This is a genomic window from Bradyrhizobium sp. USDA 4474 (genome assembly GCF_054057515.1).
Map to the genome: position 1 here is coordinate 6,037,759 of NZ_JBSRZJ010000002.1, position 17,009 is coordinate 6,054,767.

Annotated in this window: 16 protein-coding genes and 1 pseudogene; 12 read left to right on the forward strand and 5 right to left on the reverse strand. The window is 64.8% G+C overall.

The features are described 5' to 3' along the window. From ACVW16_RS29930 to ACVW16_RS29945, 4 genes are all read left to right on the forward strand, one after another. A complete protein-coding gene (locus ACVW16_RS29930; RefSeq protein WP_456734546.1) occupies window positions 1-1,620 on the forward strand; it encodes a helicase HerA-like domain-containing protein in 1,620 nt (539 codons plus the stop codon). A 138-nt stretch (window positions 1,621-1,758) separates the two neighbouring features. Further along, complete coding sequence (locus ACVW16_RS29935) at window positions 1,759-3,183, forward strand: glycosyltransferase family 87 protein (RefSeq protein WP_456734547.1); 1,425 nt, start codon at window positions 1,759-1,761, stop codon at window positions 3,181-3,183. Further along, complete coding sequence (locus tag ACVW16_RS29940; RefSeq protein WP_456734548.1) at window positions 3,131-4,525, forward strand: M20/M25/M40 family metallo-hydrolase; 1,395 nt, start codon at window positions 3,131-3,133, stop codon at window positions 4,523-4,525. The genes ACVW16_RS29935 and ACVW16_RS29940 overlap by 53 nt, the downstream gene beginning before the upstream one ends. 115 nt (window positions 4,526-4,640) lie before the next feature. Then, window positions 4,641-5,589, forward strand: a protein-coding gene (locus ACVW16_RS29945; protein WP_456738136.1) for an IS630 family transposase whose coding sequence is annotated in 2 segments (ribosomal slippage) — window positions 4,641-4,976 and window positions 4,978-5,589 — 948 coding nt in all. Because the reading frame shifts where the segments join, the coding sequence is not laid out codon by codon here. 190 nt (window positions 5,590-5,779) lie between these two features. Here ACVW16_RS29945 and ACVW16_RS29950 read toward each other — a convergent pair. Beyond that, a complete protein-coding gene (locus ACVW16_RS29950; RefSeq protein ID WP_456702605.1) occupies window positions 5,780-6,559 on the reverse strand; it encodes a class II aldolase/adducin family protein in 780 nt (259 codons plus the stop codon). Window positions 6,560-6,739: 180 nt separating this feature from the next. After that, window positions 6,740-8,389 carry a glycosyltransferase family 39 protein gene (locus ACVW16_RS29955; RefSeq protein ID WP_456702606.1) on the reverse strand — a complete coding sequence of 550 codons (1,650 nt, stop codon included), beginning with the start codon at window positions 8,387-8,389 and terminating at the stop codon, window positions 6,740-6,742. Window positions 8,390-8,702: 313 nt separating this feature from the next. Between ACVW16_RS29955 and ACVW16_RS29960 the strand changes: the two genes are divergently transcribed. Beyond that, entirely contained in the window at window positions 8,703-9,608 is a 906-nt protein-coding gene (locus tag ACVW16_RS29960) for a DUF308 domain-containing protein (protein ID WP_456734549.1), read from the forward strand. Between the two features lie 177 nt (window positions 9,609-9,785). Further along, entirely contained in the window at window positions 9,786-10,202 is a 417-nt protein-coding gene (locus tag ACVW16_RS29965) for a MucR family transcriptional regulator (protein ID WP_092226764.1), read from the forward strand. A 4-nt stretch (window positions 10,203-10,206) separates the two neighbouring features. On the opposite strand, the gene ACVW16_RS29970 is transcribed toward ACVW16_RS29965, so the two are convergent. Beyond that, window positions 10,207-10,635 carry a SufE family protein gene (locus ACVW16_RS29970; RefSeq protein WP_092226763.1) on the reverse strand — a complete coding sequence of 143 codons (429 nt, stop codon included), beginning with the start codon at window positions 10,633-10,635 and terminating at the stop codon, window positions 10,207-10,209. 71 nt (window positions 10,636-10,706) lie between these two features. Further along, the gene (locus ACVW16_RS29975; protein WP_456702609.1) at window positions 10,707-11,135 is read right to left on the reverse strand and encodes a DUF5330 domain-containing protein; all 429 of its coding nucleotides are present in this window, start codon (window positions 11,133-11,135) and stop codon (window positions 10,707-10,709) included. Between the two features lie 386 nt (window positions 11,136-11,521). On the opposite strand from ACVW16_RS29975, the gene ACVW16_RS29980 reads away from it, so the two are divergent. From ACVW16_RS29980 to ACVW16_RS29995, 4 genes and pseudogenes are all read left to right on the forward strand, one after another. Then, the gene (locus tag ACVW16_RS29980; RefSeq protein ID WP_456734550.1) at window positions 11,522-13,372 is read left to right on the forward strand and encodes an ATP-binding protein; all 1,851 of its coding nucleotides are present in this window, start codon (window positions 11,522-11,524) and stop codon (window positions 13,370-13,372) included. Then, entirely contained in the window at window positions 13,365-14,069 is a 705-nt protein-coding gene (locus tag ACVW16_RS29985) for a peptidoglycan-binding protein (RefSeq protein ID WP_456734551.1), read from the forward strand. Before ACVW16_RS29980 ends, ACVW16_RS29985 begins: the two co-directional genes overlap by 8 nt. Before the next feature lie 63 nt (window positions 14,070-14,132). Continuing rightward, entirely contained in the window at window positions 14,133-14,477 is a 345-nt protein-coding gene (locus ACVW16_RS29990; protein ID WP_456705223.1) for a DUF1491 family protein, read from the forward strand. A gap of 37 nt (window positions 14,478-14,514) precedes the next feature. Further along, window positions 14,515-14,791, forward strand: a pseudogene (locus ACVW16_RS29995) (amidohydrolase family protein); the annotation flags it as partial. 19 nt (window positions 14,792-14,810) lie between these two features. Here the strand turns inward: ACVW16_RS29995 and ACVW16_RS30000 are convergent. Continuing rightward, on the reverse strand, window positions 14,811-15,788 hold the full coding sequence (locus tag ACVW16_RS30000) for a DUF2336 domain-containing protein (protein WP_456734552.1): 978 nt from the start codon (window positions 15,786-15,788) through the stop codon (window positions 14,811-14,813). A gap of 252 nt (window positions 15,789-16,040) precedes the next feature. Here ACVW16_RS30000 and ACVW16_RS30005 point away from each other — a divergent pair, with 252 nt between their 5' ends. Next, entirely contained in the window at window positions 16,041-16,229 is a 189-nt protein-coding gene (locus ACVW16_RS30005; protein WP_456734553.1) for a hypothetical protein, read from the forward strand. 15 nt (window positions 16,230-16,244) lie between these two features. Next, the gene (locus tag ACVW16_RS30010) at window positions 16,245-17,006 is read left to right on the forward strand and encodes a hypothetical protein (protein WP_456702613.1); all 762 of its coding nucleotides are present in this window, start codon (window positions 16,245-16,247) and stop codon (window positions 17,004-17,006) included. Window positions 17,007-17,009 lie beyond the last annotated feature (3 nt).

The following is a 17,009-nucleotide window of genomic DNA, read 5'->3' on the forward strand; positions in this document are numbered from 1 at the left end:
ATGACGGCGCAGGACAATAAGCTCGGCGATACCGACGACAAGATCTTCGTCGGCAAGGGAGACGAGCAGGCCTGGCTGACGCTGGCACTCGCCAATCGCCATGGCCTCGTCACCGGCGCGACTGGAACGGGCAAGACGGTCACGCTGCAGGTGATGGCGGAAGGATTTGCGCGCGCCGGTGTTCCGGTGTTCGCCGCCGACATCAAGGGCGACCTCTCCGGCATCTCCGAGGTCGGGCAGGCAAGGGATTTCATCATCAAGCGTGCCACCGAGATGGGGCTGAATTTCCAGCCGGACCAATTCTCGACCGTGTTCTGGGACGTGTTTGGCGAGCAGGGCCATCCGGTGCGGGCCACCATCACCGAGATGGGGCCGCTGTTGCTCGCCCGCATGCTCGATCTCAACGACGTGCAGGAAGGCGTGCTCAACGTCGCCTTCCGCGTCGCCGACGATAATGGCCTCGCCCTGATCGACATGAAGGATCTGCGAGCGCTGCTCGATGCCATCGTGCCTGACAGCGGCAAGAAGGGGCCGGACGCGGAGGAGGATCCGCTCGCGCCGATCCGCAAGGCAGCCCAGGGCTTCGGCAACGTCACCAAGGCGACCGTCGGCACCATCCAGCGCCAGTTGCTCGTGCTGGAGAACCAGGGCGGCACCAAATTTTTTGGCGAGCCGGCGCTGACCCTGAACGACTTCATGAAGACCGACCGCGACGGCCGCGGTATGGTCAACATCCTCGTTGCCGACAAGCTGATGCAGAGCCCGCGGCTTTACGCGACGTTCCTGCTATGGATGCTGTCAGAGCTGTTCGAGGAACTGCCCGAGGCCGGCGACCTGCCCAAGCCCAAGCTGGTGTTCTTCTTCGACGAGGCGCATCTCTTGTTCAACGACGCGCCGAAGGCGCTGATGGACAAGATCGAGCAGGTGGTTCGCCTGATCCGATCCAAGGGCGTCGGCGTCTATTTCGTCACGCAAAACCCGATCGACGTGCCGGACCGCGTGCTCGGGCAGATGGGAAACCGGGTCCAGCATGCGTTGCGCGCCTTTACCCCGCGCGACCAGAAGGCGGTCGCCGCCGCCGCCCAGACCTTCCGGCCCAACCCGAAGCTCGATACCGCCAAGGTGATCATGGAGCTCGGCAAGGGCGAGGCGCTGGTGTCGTTCCTCGAAGGCAACGGCACGCCGGCGATGGTCGAGCGTGTCATGATCCGCCCGCCTTCGGCCCGCATCGGGCCGATCAGCCCGGAGGAGCGCAAGGCGATCATGGATGCGAGCCCGGTGAAGGGCAAATACGATACCGCTGTCGATGCCGAGTCGGCGTATGAGATTATCCAGAAACGGATCGCGGGCACCGCGGCGCCGGCCGACGCTCAGGCAGGCGGAAGCGGCGGCATCCTCGGCCAGATCGGCTCGATCGTGGGCACCGTCTTCGGCACCAATACCGGGCGCAACCGGCTGACGACGGGACAGCGCATCGCGCGCGACGTCACGCGTACGGTCACCGACAAGGTGGTCGGCGGCGTCGTGGCCGATCTCGGCAAATCGGTCGGCGGCCAGCTCGGCGGCTCGGTCGGCCGCGCGCTCGTCCGCGGTGCGCTGGGCGGCCTGCTGCGAAGGTAGGCAGCCGAGGGAATCCTTGAAACGGCTTTCCGCGCCGTCGCCGCTCACCTCGCGGCGTATGGGAGGAAGTGCGCACTTGCGGCATGTGTCTGTCTGGACATATACCGACGTTTCCCCCGGCCGCAGATTGAAGGCATTGTGACCGCATCCCGTCCGTCCAATAAGCCCGGCGCGCTCAGATCGCTGTCGCTGCGCGCGCCGCTCGATCTGCTTTTCCTGGCCTGCTGCGTTCTCCTCACCGCCGATGTTCTCGGTCCGGAGATATTCGGCCACGGCAAGACCAAGGATTATGCGCTGTGGTACTGGGCCGGGCAGCAGGTGCTGGATGGCGGCCCGCTCTATCCCCGCGACTTCCACGAATATTTCGAGTTCATCTATCCACCGCTGTCGGCGATTTTGCTCGCGGTCCCGAGCTGGTTCGGCAAGATTCCGCTCTACCTCGTGCTGTCGGTGCTGAACGCGGTGGCGTGGTGGTACACGGGGATGCTCTCCAATGCCATGACCGGATCGGACCGCAAGCCCGGCCCGTGGCTCGAAGCCTTGCCTGCGCTCGTCACCGTGACCTTCGTGTTCGACATGTTCGATCTCGGTCAGCCCAATCTCGTTCTGCTGGCCATGACGCTCTATGGCTTCTGGTGCCTGCAGCATCAGCGGCCCTGGTTGGCGGGCTTCGCGTTCGCGCTCGCCACCGCCATCAAGGTGTTTCCGGTCGCTGTGCTGCCCTATCTGGTCTGGCGCAGGCAGTGGGCGGCGGTGGTCAGCATGCTCGCCTTTGTCGGCATCCTTCTCTATGTGGTGCCGGCGCCGATCCGCGGCTTCGAGCGCAACGCCGCCGAGCTCAACACCTGGTATCAGGGCATGGTGGGGTCGAGCTCGGAGAAGGGCTTCGGCCAGCGCGACGAGCAGAACTGGTCATGGGTCAACCAGTCCATCATCGCGATGACGCACCGTCTGGTCAGGCCGATCAACTACAATCAGGAGGACCCCAGTAAGCCGGCGCGCACGATGAATCTCATCGACGTCGACTACAGGACGGCGAACTGGATCGTGCTGGCGATGTCGACGTTGCTCGGGCTCGGCTTTGTCGCCGTCATGCCGCGGCAGGCGCAGCGAAATGCGCGCTCGGACGCCGAGGAGCTCGGCATCCTGTTCTGCCTGATGACGGTGGCCTCTCCGCTGGCGCGGCAATACTACTTCATGTGGCTGTTCCTGCCGTTGACGGTGCTGATGCATCGGGCCGCCTTCGATGTACGGCCGAAGGTTCGGCTGGGAACCTGGTTTGCGCTCGTCGCAGCCGGCTTCCTCATGCTGCTGTCGCTGCCGCCGTTTCCCAATGTCCTCCAGGCCTGGGGCAATAATCTGATCGCCACGGCGATCCTTGCACTTTGCCTTGCCTGGCACATCAGGCATCCGCCTGATGCGGCTAGCTCCGACGCCGCGGCAGAGCTAAAATCCAAAGCAGCTCGAAACTCAAGCGGTCTCGAGACTCGAACCGTCAGGGAATCCGACCATGGCCAACGCGCAGCTTCAATCCGTGCTCGACCACATCGACAAGGACTTTGACAACAGCCTCGAGCGCCTGTTCTCGCTGTTGCGGATCAAGTCGATCTCCGCCGATCCGGCCTTCGCCGGCGATTGCAAGGCGGCGGCCGAGCATCTGGCCAGGGACATCGCAAGCCTCGGCGTCGCGACCGAGGTGAGGCCGACCGCCGGCCATCCCGCCATCGTCGGCAAGACCGCGGCCGGTGGGCGGCCGCATGTGATCTTCTACGGCCATTACGACGTGCAGCCGGTCGATCCGGAAAATCTCTGGCACCGTCCGCCGTTCGAGCCCGTCGTGACCGATCATGCCGACGGCCGCAAGATCATCGTCGCGCGCGGCGCCGAGGACGACAAGGGCCAGGTCATGACCTTCGTCGAGGCCTGCCGGGCCTGGAAGAAGGTGACGGGCTCGTTGCCGATCGACGTCACCTTCCTGATCGAAGGGGAGGAGGAGGTCGGCTCGAAGAATTTCGTGCCCTTCATCGAGGCCAACAAGGACGAGTTCAAAGCCGACTACGTGCTGGTCTGCGACACCGGCATGTGGGACGGCGACACGCCGGCGATCACGACGTCGCTGCGCGGGCTGCTCTATGAAGAGCTGAAGATCACCGCGGCCAATCGCGATCTGCATTCCGGCGTGTTCGGCGGCAGCGCGATGAACCCGATCCGGGTGTTGACGAAAATCCTGGGCGGCCTGTTCGACGACGACAATCGCATCACCATCCCCGGCTTCTACGACGGCGTGAAGGATCTGCCGCCTGATATTCTGGAGCAGTGGAAGAAGCTCAACCTCACGCCGGAGATGTTCCTGAAGCCGATCGGGCTGTCGATCCCGGCGGGCGAGAAAGGACGGCTGTTGATCGAGCAGGCCTCTTCGCGTCCGACCTGCGATGTCAACGGCATCTGGGGCGGCTATATCGGCGAAGGCTCCAAGACCGTGATTCCGTCGCATGCGTCCGCCAAGGTCTCGTTCCGCCTGGTCGAGGGGCAGGACCCGCAGAAGATACGCAAGGCATTCCGCGATTACGTCACGGCGCGGCTGCCCGGCGATTGCAAGGTCGAGTTCGGCGATCATTCCGCCGCGCCTGCGGTCGCGCTCGACTGGAACATGAAGCCGCTCGCCGCCGCCAGCAAGGCGCTCGCCGAGGAATGGGGCAAGCAGACCGTGCTGATGGGCTCCGGCGCTTCGATTCCGATCGTGGCCGATTTCAAGCGCACGCTTGGGCTGGACTCGTTGCTTGTCGGCTTCGGCCTCGACGACGACAACATCCATTCGCCGAACGAGAAGTACGATCTGCGCAGCTTCCAGAAGGGCATTCGCTCTTGGGCAAGGATTCTCGCCGCGTTGGCTGAGGTAAAATAGGGGCGAGCTGCGTAGGGTGGGTTAGAGCGGTTCACGAATTTATTGAATCGGAAGGGATTCCGGATCGGAGACGAATATGATTCAAGATGCTGGCTGGGATGGAGGCCAGCATCCGATGGTCCGACCAATTTCCAATGATCTGCGTAAGCGTGCGGTTGCGGCAGTTGTAAAGGGCGAGAGCTGCCGCTCGGTAGCAACACGGTTTGGGGTTGCGGTTTCGTCGGTTGTGAAGTGGTCGCAGCGTTATCGGACGACCGGCTCGGTAGCGCCCGGAAAGATGGGCGGCCATCGCAAGCCCGTGCTTGAGCCACATCGCGCCTTCATCAAGGAGCGGATCAGTCAGACGCCGCATTTGACGCTTCACGCCCTCAAGGACGAGCTTTTCGCGCGCGGGGTCAAGGTCTCCCACAATGCGGTTTGGCTGTTTCTACGGCGCGAGGGACTGCGGTTCAAAAAAAACGCTGCTCGCCCTCGAGCGAGCTCGCTCCGACATCGCGCGTAGACGCCAGCGCTGGCGCTCATGGCAGGCCAAACTCGATCCCCGGCGCCTGGTCTTTATCGACGAGACCTGGATCAAAACCAATATGGCCCCACTGCGCGGATGGGGACCAAAAGGCGAGCGGGTGCGCAGCTTCACGCCACATGGTCACTGGCGGACGCTGACATTCCTTGGCGCATTGCGCTGTGACCGTCTCACCGCACCCTGCCTGTTCGATGGCCCGATCAACGGCGAATGCTTCCGCGCCTATGTCCAGCAGGTTCTCGTCCCGCAGCTTCAGCCGGGTGACATCGTCATCTTGGACAATCTCGGCAGCCATAAATCGGCTGCCCTGCGCAGCCTGATCAAAGCCGCCGGCGCCAGGCTCTGGTACCTACCGCCATACTCCCCCGACCTCAATCCGATCGAACAAACCTTCGCCAAGATCAAGCACTGGATGCGCTCCGCCCAGAAGCGCACGATCGACGACATTTGTCGCCATATCGGCGGCCTCATCACAACCATCCAGCCCAACGAATGCAGCAACTACTTCGAAAACGCCGGATACGCTTCCATCAAAACGTGAAACGCTCTAGCGAAGCGTATCCCACCAACTGCGCTACGCAATCGCCGCGGCGTGGTGGGTTACGCCTTCGGCTAACCCACCCTACGAAGTCACCCCCAAAATAAAAACGCCGCCCGGAATATTGGGCGGCGTTTCATTCCATGACGTGCAGAGGTAGTTGATCGCTACCCTACACGAAATCCGCAAAATCTCAAGACCGGTAACCCGGCAGCTCGCGGTCGAGCTTGCGCAGCAGCGGCGGCCACACCAGCGTCGTGGAGCGCAGCTCGGCGCGGTCGCGGTTGGCAAGCAGCTCGGTGTTCTTCTCGATCGCGATCTCCTCGACCGGGTAGACCGGCGTGCCCAGCGCGCGTGTGCGCACCTGCATCGAGCAGGCGCGCTCGAGGTGATACATGCGCTCGAAGGCCGAGGCGACCGAGCGGCCGACCGTCAGTGTGCCGTGATTGCGCAGCAGCATGTGGTTGTGGTCGCCGAGATCCTTCTGCAGCCGCGGCCGCTCGTCGTGGTCGAGCGCGATGCCTTCGTAGTCGTGATAGGCGAGGTCGTGGGTGACGAGCTGCGCCGTCTGGTTCAGCGGCAAGAGGCCCTCGGCGCTGCTCGACACGGCGGTGCCGTCGAGCGTGTGGAGATGCAGCACGCAGATCGCGTCCTCGCGCACCTCGTGGATCGCCGAATGGATGGTGAAGCCGGCCGGGTTGATGCTGTACTCGCTCTCGGAGAGCTGGTTGCCGTGCAGATCGACCTTGACCAGGCTCGAGGCCGTGATCTCGTCGAACATCAGCCCATAGGGGTTGATGAGGAAGTGGTGGTCGGGGCCGGGCACGCGCGCGGAGATGTGGGTGTCGACCAGATCGTCCCAGCCATACAGCGCGACGAGACGATAGCAGGCGGCGAGATTGACCCGTTGTTGCCACTCGGCCTCCGTCATGTCAGACGGCACTTCCTTCAGGCGCGCTTCCGCTGGTGACATGGCATTTCTCTCCGAACCCAGTTGTTTCGGACAGGAGCCTAGTCTTGCAAACTGCCGGCCGCAAGGTGACGAGATCGCAGCAGCCAAGCGTAGCCCGCATGGAGCGCGAGCGGAATGCGGGTTGCCTCACGAGCGGTCCCGGATTTCGCTCCGCTCCATCGCGATCAAGAGAGAAAATTACTACGGCGCCGGGATCGACAGCAGGCTGGAAATGCTGCGGCCGCGGATGTCGTAGACCCGCGCGAACACCACGTCGTCGCGCTTGATCTCGACCATCACGGGCGCGGTGAGGCCCTTGCAGTAGAACTCGCCGAGCGTCATGGCGAAATCGGCCGCATGCGAATCCCAGCCGATGGTGAAATCGGGGCCGAGCGCGACCTGGGCCGGACGCTGCGGACCGCACACCGCGACCTTCCATTTGCGATTGCGCGGCGGCACTTCCTGCCGCTCGACCAATTGCTCGCGCAGGCCGTCGGAGGCCTGCTTCAGCGCCAGGCCCCAATAGTCCAGCATGAAGCGGTCGTCGGCGGCGCGCACGGTGCCGGCGATGTGGTTGAAGTGGGTGTATTGATAGGGATGCAGCCGGATCATCTCGGCGAGCGGCAGCGCCAGGCCGAAGCAGAAGAGGGCGAGCATCGCCGGCTGCCAGGCGCGATGCTTGGCGCGCAGGCGCTCCATGGTCCAGGCGAAAGCGACGCCGCCGAGCACCGCCATCGGCGGGATCACGAACACGAAGTGGCGAATGCCGTTGTAGAGCGCCGGACGCTTCACCATCGCGATCGCGAGCGGCAAGGTAGCCGCCAGCGTCACCATCAGCAGAATAGTCTTGCGGCGCGCCGGAACCTCGCTGCGCGCCAGCATGGCGAAGGTGCCGACCACGCAGCCTGCCATCAGCACCAGCATGACTTCGGGCAGCTGCAGCGCGAACAGCGTCGGCAGATACGACCAGGGCATGTCGGGCACGGAGACGATCGCGCCGTCGAACATTTCCTTCCAGGGCTTCTCGAAGAACTGCGAGAAATAGGTCAGGGCTTCGAAGGGATTGCCGGGCTTCATGATCGACCACGGCCAGATCAGGCCCATCACGAGGTAACCGAGCGCGAGGCCCGGCAGCAGCACATAGACGACATGGGCGAAGCGCCTGATGGCCTCGCGCGCGCCGCCGGTGCGCAGTTCCTCGAGGAACAGCGGGACGAAGCCGATCATCGCATAGACCAGCGCGAGCCCGCCGAGAATGCGCGTGCCGAGCGAGAGGCCGGCACCCAAGCCGACGATCAGGATCGTGCGCGGCGATGGTTGCGGATATTCCTCGGCAAGACGAACCAGGCCCAGCATCAGGATGATCATCGCCACCGCGAACGGCGCATCCTTCGGGTTCATGAACATGTGGCCGTAGAAGATCGGGCAGAGCGCGAGCAGCAGGAGCGAGCCGAGGCCCGCAAGAGGTCCACCGATGCGGCGGCCGAGCCGCCACGTCACGGCAAGTCCGATCACGCCGACGATCGCGCCGACCAGGCGTCGCGTCTCGAACAGCTCGAGCGGAATGACCTTGTGCAGGAGGGCGGCGATCATGTCGAAGCCGCCGCCATACATGTAGAGGTTGGCGAAGGAGAGGGCCGATGTGTCGCGGAAACCGGAGCCGTACATGCGCAGCAGCAGGTCGGCATATTCGGCGTGGGTGTAGTCGTCCCAGCCGAGACCGTAATCGCGAAAGGTCAGGCCTGCGATGACGGCGACGGCAGCCAGCACCAGCATGGCGAGATCGTCGCAAGTCCGCTCAACCGAGCGCCGGAGAGGCGTGTCGATCGCCGAAGTCGTGATAGATGTCATGGCTATTGGTGACCCGGAATCCCCTCGTGGCCCTGCTGTTGCGCGCGGGCCTGCTCCCCGGAATCCCTATAGCGCAGTTCCATTACCAAGTAATTGGGCATTATGGCTAAATTCCTGATGCGACGCAGCAATTTCTGGCCAATATGGAGCCCCTGAGAGGTAGCGGACCGTTGCTGAAGGGAATGTGAATGGTCCCTGATATCCTTCCCCCCTGTTCGGAATGGCGGCAATTGGTCATTGGCGAGGAACGCGGTATGACGGTATTGTGGCGTAACGGGCGTCGCGCATGGATGCGCGGCCGGGGGTGTGTTCGATGAGCTTGGCTTTGTTGATTGCAGGGATTTTCGCCGTGGCGGCGGGCCTCCTTGCGGTCGCCTTCGGCTATTCGATCAGGGATTTCAGCCTCGGCAGCACCCTCATAATCTCCGGTGCGATTGGCGTCTGCTCCGGAATGTTACTGGTCGGCCTCTACGTCGTGCTGCTGGAACTGCAAGCCATCGCTCGCCGGTTGGCCGGCACGGCTGCAGCATCGGAGGTTCGGGTCAGGCCGGTGCTGCCGCCGGGCCTCGCCTCGCCAAGCGGGCCTGCTGCCGCGCCGGTGCCTGTTCCCGCAATGCGTGTTGAGCCGCAGCCATCGCCAGCCGCGCCGCCATGGCAGGACGATGTGCCCGCAGCGGCGCTCCCGCGTGAGCGCCCGCGCGCCGAGGCACCGGCCGAGCCGGAAGCGCCGCAGCCCCCCGCGGCCCCGGAACCACCGCGCCGGCGCAACCTGATGTTCGCCTCGAGCTCGCGCAAGGAGCGCGAGCGCGCCGGGGCCAAAGAGACCAAGGCAGCCGAGAGCGTGCCGCCGCAAGCCCTTGCCGAGCCCACAGAGGCGGCCGCGCCCGAGGCTCCGCCGGCGCCGGCGAGCTTCGACGACGCCTGGCCGAAGCCGGACCGCACGCGGCCGCCGGAGCCGCCCGCCGCGCGTCGCCCGCCGCCACCGCCGCTGCGTCCGTCCTCGAGCTTCGAGCCGGTTGCACCCCAGCCCGCCACCGCACCGCCCGCACCCGAGCCGCCGCCCGCACAGCCGGCGGTGACGGTGCTCAAATCCGGCATCGTCGACGGCATGGCTTATTCGCTCTATTCCGACGGCTCGATCGAGGCGCAGATGCCGGAGGGCATGATGCGCTTTGCCTCGATCGACGAGCTGCGTGCCCATCTCGACCAGCGCGGCTGAAGGCCTTTGGCGTTGGAGCCCAGGCGCTCAAGTAAAACGGCGCGCTCGTTGTCGCGAGTTCAGTAATCGCCTCATATTCGCCAGTCGTCGTATTTCGGCCAAACGTATTGTTGACAGAGATTACTTCGCTGCCGCCAATGCAACGCGACGGAATCGGATTGAAGAGAGGTCGCCCCGATGTCGGATGCCGCCGGCAAAAATTTCATTGAGCTGACGGCGAACATCGTCTCGGCCTATCTCAGCAACAACCCGACGCCGGCCGCCGAGATTCCGAATTTGATCAGTCAGGTGCACGGCGCGTTGACGCGGGTGTCGTCGGGGCGCGTGGAGGCGCCGCTCGAGCCGGCAAAGCCGGCGGTCTCGCTGAAGAAGTCGATCGCGCCTGACTATCTCGTGTGTCTGGAAGACGGCAAGCGCTTCAAGTCGCTGAAGCGTCATTTGCGCACCCAGTACAACATGACGCCCGAGCAGTACCGGGAGAAATGGAGCCTGCCCGCGGACTATCCCATGGTCGCGCCGAACTACGCGGTGGCGCGTTCGCAGCTGGCAAAGAAGATGGGCTTGGGACAGCAGCAGCGGAAGAAGGGGAAATAGCTTCCTACGAAGCTTCCGCGAGCGCCTCTTTCGCATCGGTCTTGATGCGCTCGACCATCGAGCGCAGGCCGTTGGAACGCTGCGGCGTCAGATGGTCGCGGAAGCCGAACTCGTCGAACACCGAGATCGCATCGGTGGCAAGAATCTGCTGCGGCGTGCGTCCCGAATAGAGCGCGAGCACGATCGCGACCAGGCCCCGCACGATATGCGCGTCGCTGTCGCCGCGGTATTTCAGGATCGGCGTGCCGCCATCGCGCTCGACCAGCTTCTGGAGCCAGACCTGGCTGACGCAGCCATTCACCTTGTTGGCGGCGGAGTGTTCCGCCTCGGGCATCGGTTCCAGGGTGCGGCCGAGCTCAATGACATACCGGTAGCGGTCGTCCCAATCTTCGAGCAGCTCGAAATTGTCCCTGATGTCGTCGATTGCAGTCATTGATGGCCCATCATTTCTCGCTTGCCGCCAATATAGGGACGGGGGCTCTCGAAATCGATAGGATTCAAGCCCTAATTGGCCGTCTCCGGGCCGTGCCATTCCAGCGCAAGATCGTCCTGGGTCAGCGTGTCGCGCGGCGCCTCGGTGGTCACTGCATCGCCTTCACCGGCGACCGTGATCGAGCCGGTGTGGTCGGGCGCCTTCTTGGTGTCGTTCTTCTCGTTGGTGATCTGCTCTTTCTTGTCGTTGATGATCTGGTAGATCTTGCGCGCGCCGTCCTGCGCCCGCTGGCCGATGATGGTCGCGGCTTGTCCGCCGACCTCGCAGGCCGCCGGCTGGCGCTTGCAGAATTGGCTCATGTCGGACACGGCCGCGGTCGCGGCCTGCACGGCGTCGGCAGCGCCGATATTCGGCAGCTTCTCCGATTCGGGCGTCTTGTCCCGCGGCAGGAGCACCAGCACCAGCCCGAGCCAGAATGTGATGCGGAGCAGAAAGCGCATCTTGCGACCTGTCTGTTAGATCTGGCCCGCGGCGATCCCCGCGCGGCGCCAGCGACCTAGCAACTCTCGATAAATCGCAAGTGATTGCCTTGAGCTTAATTCGCGGAAAATCGACGCAAAAATCTTCGCGGATCAAGGCCTCGTGAATTTTCGATTGATCCGGCCACCGTGGTCGTCCGGACGGCATCTCCACCAATTCGAAACCATGAGCGCGACGGCGAAACCCTGTGTTCACCATCCCGGCCGAAGACGCCGCGAAATCGTCTAAAAAGCCGCGTGACGACATCGTGTCCGGCAGCGGGCCGATCGGCCTTAGCACTCGTTTAAGGTCGCTCTGACACGGTGGCTCAACGACAAGGAGGCGTTCCGGCGCGTCTTCTCGACGAATGAGCCGAAGCGCGAGACCCGTGACAGTTTTGAGTATCATCCGCGATTGTCTCGATGCGCTGCTGCATCCCTCCGCGCGTTCCGACGCGCTGACGCGTGCGCGCCATCGGGCCTTCATGGCGCCGCGGCTTCTCGGAAGCCTGGCCGCCTTTGCCGCATTTCCCGCTTATCTCGTCCTGCGCGGCGCGCCGAGCGCGATCGAGGTCGCTGCCTTCGCCTGGTTGATCGCACCGATCCTCTTGTCCTGGTTCCTGTCGCGCACCGGTCGTTACGAAGGCGCTCATGTGCTGTCGTCGCTGGCGCTCGCCGGCCTGATCATGGCGATCGCGGCCACCACCGGCGGCATCGAATCATTCGCTGCGATCTGGCTGGTCGTGGTTCCCCTGGAGGCCGCGCTGTCGGCCTCGCGTCGCGTCGCCGCCTTTGCATCGATGCTCGCGCTGTCCTGCGCGGGCCTGTTGATCCTGCTCAGCCAGTTCGGCTGGCTGCCGGCCGGCGATCTCGGCAGCGCGGAACGCGGCGTGATGATGGCGTTCGGCGTTGCTTCGGCAACGCTCTATGCCGCAGGCCTTGCCTTCGGCGCCGAGTCGCTCGCCCGCACCAGCGTCACGCTGCTGTCGCGCGAGGAGGAGCGCTATCGCCTGCTGGCGCGCAACATGAGCGACGTGATCTCGCGGCATCAGCGCAATGGCGCGGTGCAGTTCATCTCGCCGGCGGCGGAAGCCATGCTCGGCATGCCCGTCGCACAGCTGCAGGGCCATGGCCTGTTCGATCGTGTCCATGTCGCCGATCGTCCGGCCTATCTCACGGCGCTGTCGGACGCCGCGCGCGGCGAGGTGCGCAGCGTCGAATTCCGGCTGCGGCGGGAGCCTGATGGCTCCGAGCGTGGCCAGGTCGCCTTCGTCTGGGTCGAGATGCGCTGCCGGCCGTTCGATCAGGATCTCAGTCGGGATCTCACGCGCGAGGCCGAAGTCGTCGCCGTGATGCGCGATATCACGGATCGCAAGCTCTCGGAGCAGGCGCTCGACCAGGCGCGCAGCGCGGCGGAAGCCGCCGATGCCGCCAAGACGCGCTTCCTCGCCACGATGAGCCACGAGTTGCGCACGCCGCTCAACGCCATCATCGGCTTCTCCGACATGATCGCGCAGGAGCAGGCCTTGATGCTCGCCGCGAGCCAGCGCAAGGAATATGCAGAACTGATCAACGCCTCCGGCCAGCATCTATTGTCGGTCGTCAACGGCATTCTCGACATGTCCAAGATGGAATCGGGGAATTTCGAGATTTCGTCGGAACCGTTCGCGCCGCGCGCGGCGCTGATGCATTGCTGCAACCTGCTGGCGCTGAAGGCGCGCGAGAACGGCATCGATCTCATCACCGATGCGCCGCAGGATCTGCCCGTGATGACCGGCGATCCCAGGGCCTTCAAACAGATCGTGCTCAATCTCGTCGCAAATGCCGTCAAGTTCACGGAGCGCGGCGGTCAGGTCACGGTGTCCGCGTCGGCATCCGCCTCGCAGCTCACGCTGCGCATCAGCGATACCGGCGTCGGCATCGCGCCTGACGATCTCAAGCGCATCGGCGCGCCGTTCTTCCAGTGCGGCAAGACCTATGAGCGTCGGCACGAAGGCACCGGCCTCGGCCTTTCGATCGTGAAGAGCCTCGTGACGTTGCATCTCGGCGAATTGACGGTACAAAGCAAGCTCGGCGAGGGCACCGCCATCACCGTCAAGCTGCCGCTCGTCCATACGCCGCCGCAGGCAAAGCCGGTCGAGAGCAAGATCGCGACGCTGACGCCGGTGTCGCGTCATGAAGTTCAGGACCAATCCGCTCTGGTGAAGAAAAGTGCCTAGAAAGTCTGCCAAGGACGAAGCCGCTCCGCGCCGCCGTGGTGCCAAAGCCGCGGTCGTGGACGTCGAGACCGAGCGCAATCTCCTGATGCGCGCGCTTTTGCACAGTCCCAAGGACACGCTGGCCGGTTTCGTCGCCGCAGCCGCCGTCAGCGCCATCGTTGCGAACGCGCTGTTCCTGCAGACCGGCCGGCATCCGGCGCCGATGTTCGGGACCGTGATCAATCTGCCCGCGCCGTCGCCTGTGTCGCTGTCCAGTCCCTTGCCGCGCCCGCGCCCCGTCGGCGCCGATACGTCGCCGCTAGAGCCCAAAGCCACCGAGTTCCGCGTCGAGCCGAAGCCGGCTGAGAAGACGCCGGAGAAGCCCGCCGAGACGACGGCTTCGACGTCGCGCGGGGGCGATCCCATGACCAATCTGGTCATCAAGTCGACCGCACCGACGCCGCCCGCCGTCGCCATCGCCCGTCCGCCGGCGCCGATCCCGGTGCAACAAAGCCCGGCCGCGCGTCGCCTCGCCGGCGTGCAGCGTGCGCTCGCCGAATACGGCTACGGGAATTTGAAGATTACCGGAGCCATGAACGGCGAGACCCAGGCGGCGATCCAGGCGTTCGAGCGCCAGCACAAGATACCCGTCACCGGCCAGCTGTCAGACCGCCTGCTGCGCGAGCTTGCCGCCGCGATCGGTCATCCCGTCGAATAATCGTCGTCCGATCGAGAAGGCTCAAGGCTGGTGCTGGTTGCAGCCCTGGCCTATCGTGCGCTCATGCGTTTGAAATCGAACATCTGGGTCTCAGCTTACCTGCGGCGGTGCCAGACCGAAGGCGTGTTCGGCGCGGTGCGCCGTCGCGGCGCCGAGGAGGCGGGCGCGGTGTTCGTGAAGGTGTCGCTGCTCGACGGCAACGCGATGCTCTACGTGCCGGCGCCGCAGACCGTCTACGACGAGGGCCGGCCGGTCGATCGCTTCTTCGTGCCGATCGCGCCGCAGCCCGTGCCTGAGCCGGCCGTCGAAGAGCGCCTGACCAAGGAGCTGCGTTTCGATCCCGATGCCTGGATCGTGGAGACCGAGGATCGCGCGGGGCGACACTTCCTCGATCTGGCGAAGAGCTGACCAGCGACGCGGATTTATTGAGCCGCAGTAGGGGGCTGGGACCGAAGCCGCCATCGATTCAGGATTGATCGCTGGGCCCCGGATACTCGGGAGCCATGATCACGGTGACCAGTGGACATGGGGATTTTCGTCAATTGTCGGAACTGCCGCGAACGATCGGCGGCATGCTCAGCCGCATGGAGCAGATTGGCGGCAGCATGGTCGCCGACAGCCCGGACGAGGTCCGCGTCCGCGTCCGCGAGCAACTCATGCAAGGTGCCTCCCAGATCAAGCTGACGGCCGGCGGCGGTGTGTCCTCGCCGTTCAGCCCGATCGCTCAGGTGGGTGCGCTTCCTAGCTCTCCGACGATCCGCCGCTGCCCGTGCGCACGGCCGGGCTCGAGCCGGGCTGCACGCTCGGCCGCGACTGGCTGGACGTGCCGCGGACGCGCTGGCGCTCGCTGTCGTGCAGCGACGGCTGATACTTGGCGCGCGTGACGGCGAGCGTCGAGCCGCGCCAGGCGGCCAGCATCACCAGCGCGGAGCGCTCGCTGAGACGGTCATACAGCCGCGACAGCCGGTAGACCTCGTTCACGGAATTGCCGATCGCGGGCTTGAAGAACAGCAGGATGCGCTGAAAGTTCGGGCTCGGCATGTCGATCGCGCGCGCAGCGACCGCGAGCGCCTCGCCGCCGGCATCGTCGGCGATCTGCGCCGCGACCCGTGAGGAGAGGATCAGGGTATCGCTGAGCTCGTAGGTGAAACTCTCGACGTCGCCGGCGATCGCGGCCATTTCCAGGATCTGGATCGCGCGCTTGGCGTGCACGGTCGGAATCCGCGGCGCGGCCTTGAGCGGCGACTGCGCCAGATTATGCAGGATCTGCGCACGTTGGCTCGCATCGGCGCGGAAGAACATGTCGTGGATCTCGGCGGCCTCCTTCGGCTGCATCGCCATGTCCGCGGCCATACGCGCTTCCGCATCGGTTGGCGTGCGGGCAGGCGGGGGGACGGGCGCCGGCTTCGGGATTGCGCGCGCGAGCGGCACCCTGCGGCCTTCTTGCGCCGCGACCAGCCCCAGCTTCTGGAGCACGGGGACGGGTGTCTGCGGATAGATCGCAAGCTTCGCCTTGACGGAAGCGCGTGTCGCGTCGTCGACCTGGTCGATCAGCCGCGTCGCAAGCTCGATGAATTGCCGCTGCTCGTCCTCGCTGTGGGTGCTGGCCTGGACATACAGGTCGGTCAACACGCGCAGCAGCGTCGGGCGAACATCGACGCCCTCACGGCGGGAGAGTGTCATCAACCCGTCGAATCCGGGAAACAGCGACTTCGTCATGGAGGCGTACGCAACTCGGGAATATCTGTTGCCTCAGCCTATCAGCGCTTCGTTTAAAGGCTCCTTAAGGAAAACGAAGTGTGAAGCAAACCCGCTCATTTCGACCGTTTTCCTGCGGCTCACCGGATGGCGCCGGCGGCCCGTGCGGTTACGGTCCAAAGCCCGTGTTTACATCCCGTTAACCATAAACTGATCCTAATGACCGTCATGTTGCAGGGGCGCACTTGTCGCGCGGCAATTGAGAGAGCTGACATGGGGACCATCATCGAATTTCCGGCCGGTCGCCGGGTGGGCTCGTCGGGGGACGTCACACCGCGCGCGGACACGGGAACGATTTTCATCCTTCCCGTCGTCCGCATCGAGCGCGAAGCGGACGAGACCAGCGGCGATCGTGGGCCGGAAGCGGGCACAGCGCCGGGGCGCCGTCGTCGTCGCCGCTAAGTTGCGGTTCTTGCAATGCCGCGCTCCATCCGCCAGATTCGCAACCTCGTATCGGCCATCCTGCTCGCAGCTTCGGGCGCGACGCTTGCCGCCTGCAGCGGCGGTGATTTCGGCCGCACCCGCGCCGACATGCGCAGCGACGACATGCATCGCTGGCTTGGCCTCGAGGCCACCGGCAGCCTCGGCCTGCAGGCGTCCCAATTCCAGCTCACCGAAGAGGAGCGTCAGCTTCGCGACCTCGCCTATCCCATGATCGAGCCGCCGCTGTCGCGACCGGCCTGGAAGAGCGTGTTCGGCGACTACAAGGCTTTGCCGTCGCCATGGCGCCAGAAGGTCGTGTTCGACCGCACCATGTACGGGCGCACGCTGATCGATGAGCCGCATCGCTCGCACGCCTCGCGCTACGCGCAGCTGATCGAGGACGTCCGCAACGACATCACGCGTTTTGAACCGTTCTTTGCCTCGGCGATCCGCGTCATCGATCTCGACAGGAAGCGTGAGGCCAGCATGGCGCGCGTCTCCGAGCTGTCGCCGAGGGAGAAGGCGGACGCAGTCGCGCGCATGCAGGAGAATTCGCTGATCATCCAGTGGGTGCAGCTATCCCTCGAGCAGCGCGTCTCGTCCTATCGCTGGGCGCTCGAGCGGCTGGTGATCCAGGCGCCGGACGGCATGGCCGCCGACGCCGATCGTCTGATCGGCGAACTCGCCGCCCAGACCGCCAATCCCCCGGTTCAGTCGCAGCCGGCCTACGGCCATGCCGTCGTGTCGAAGGGCTGAGCC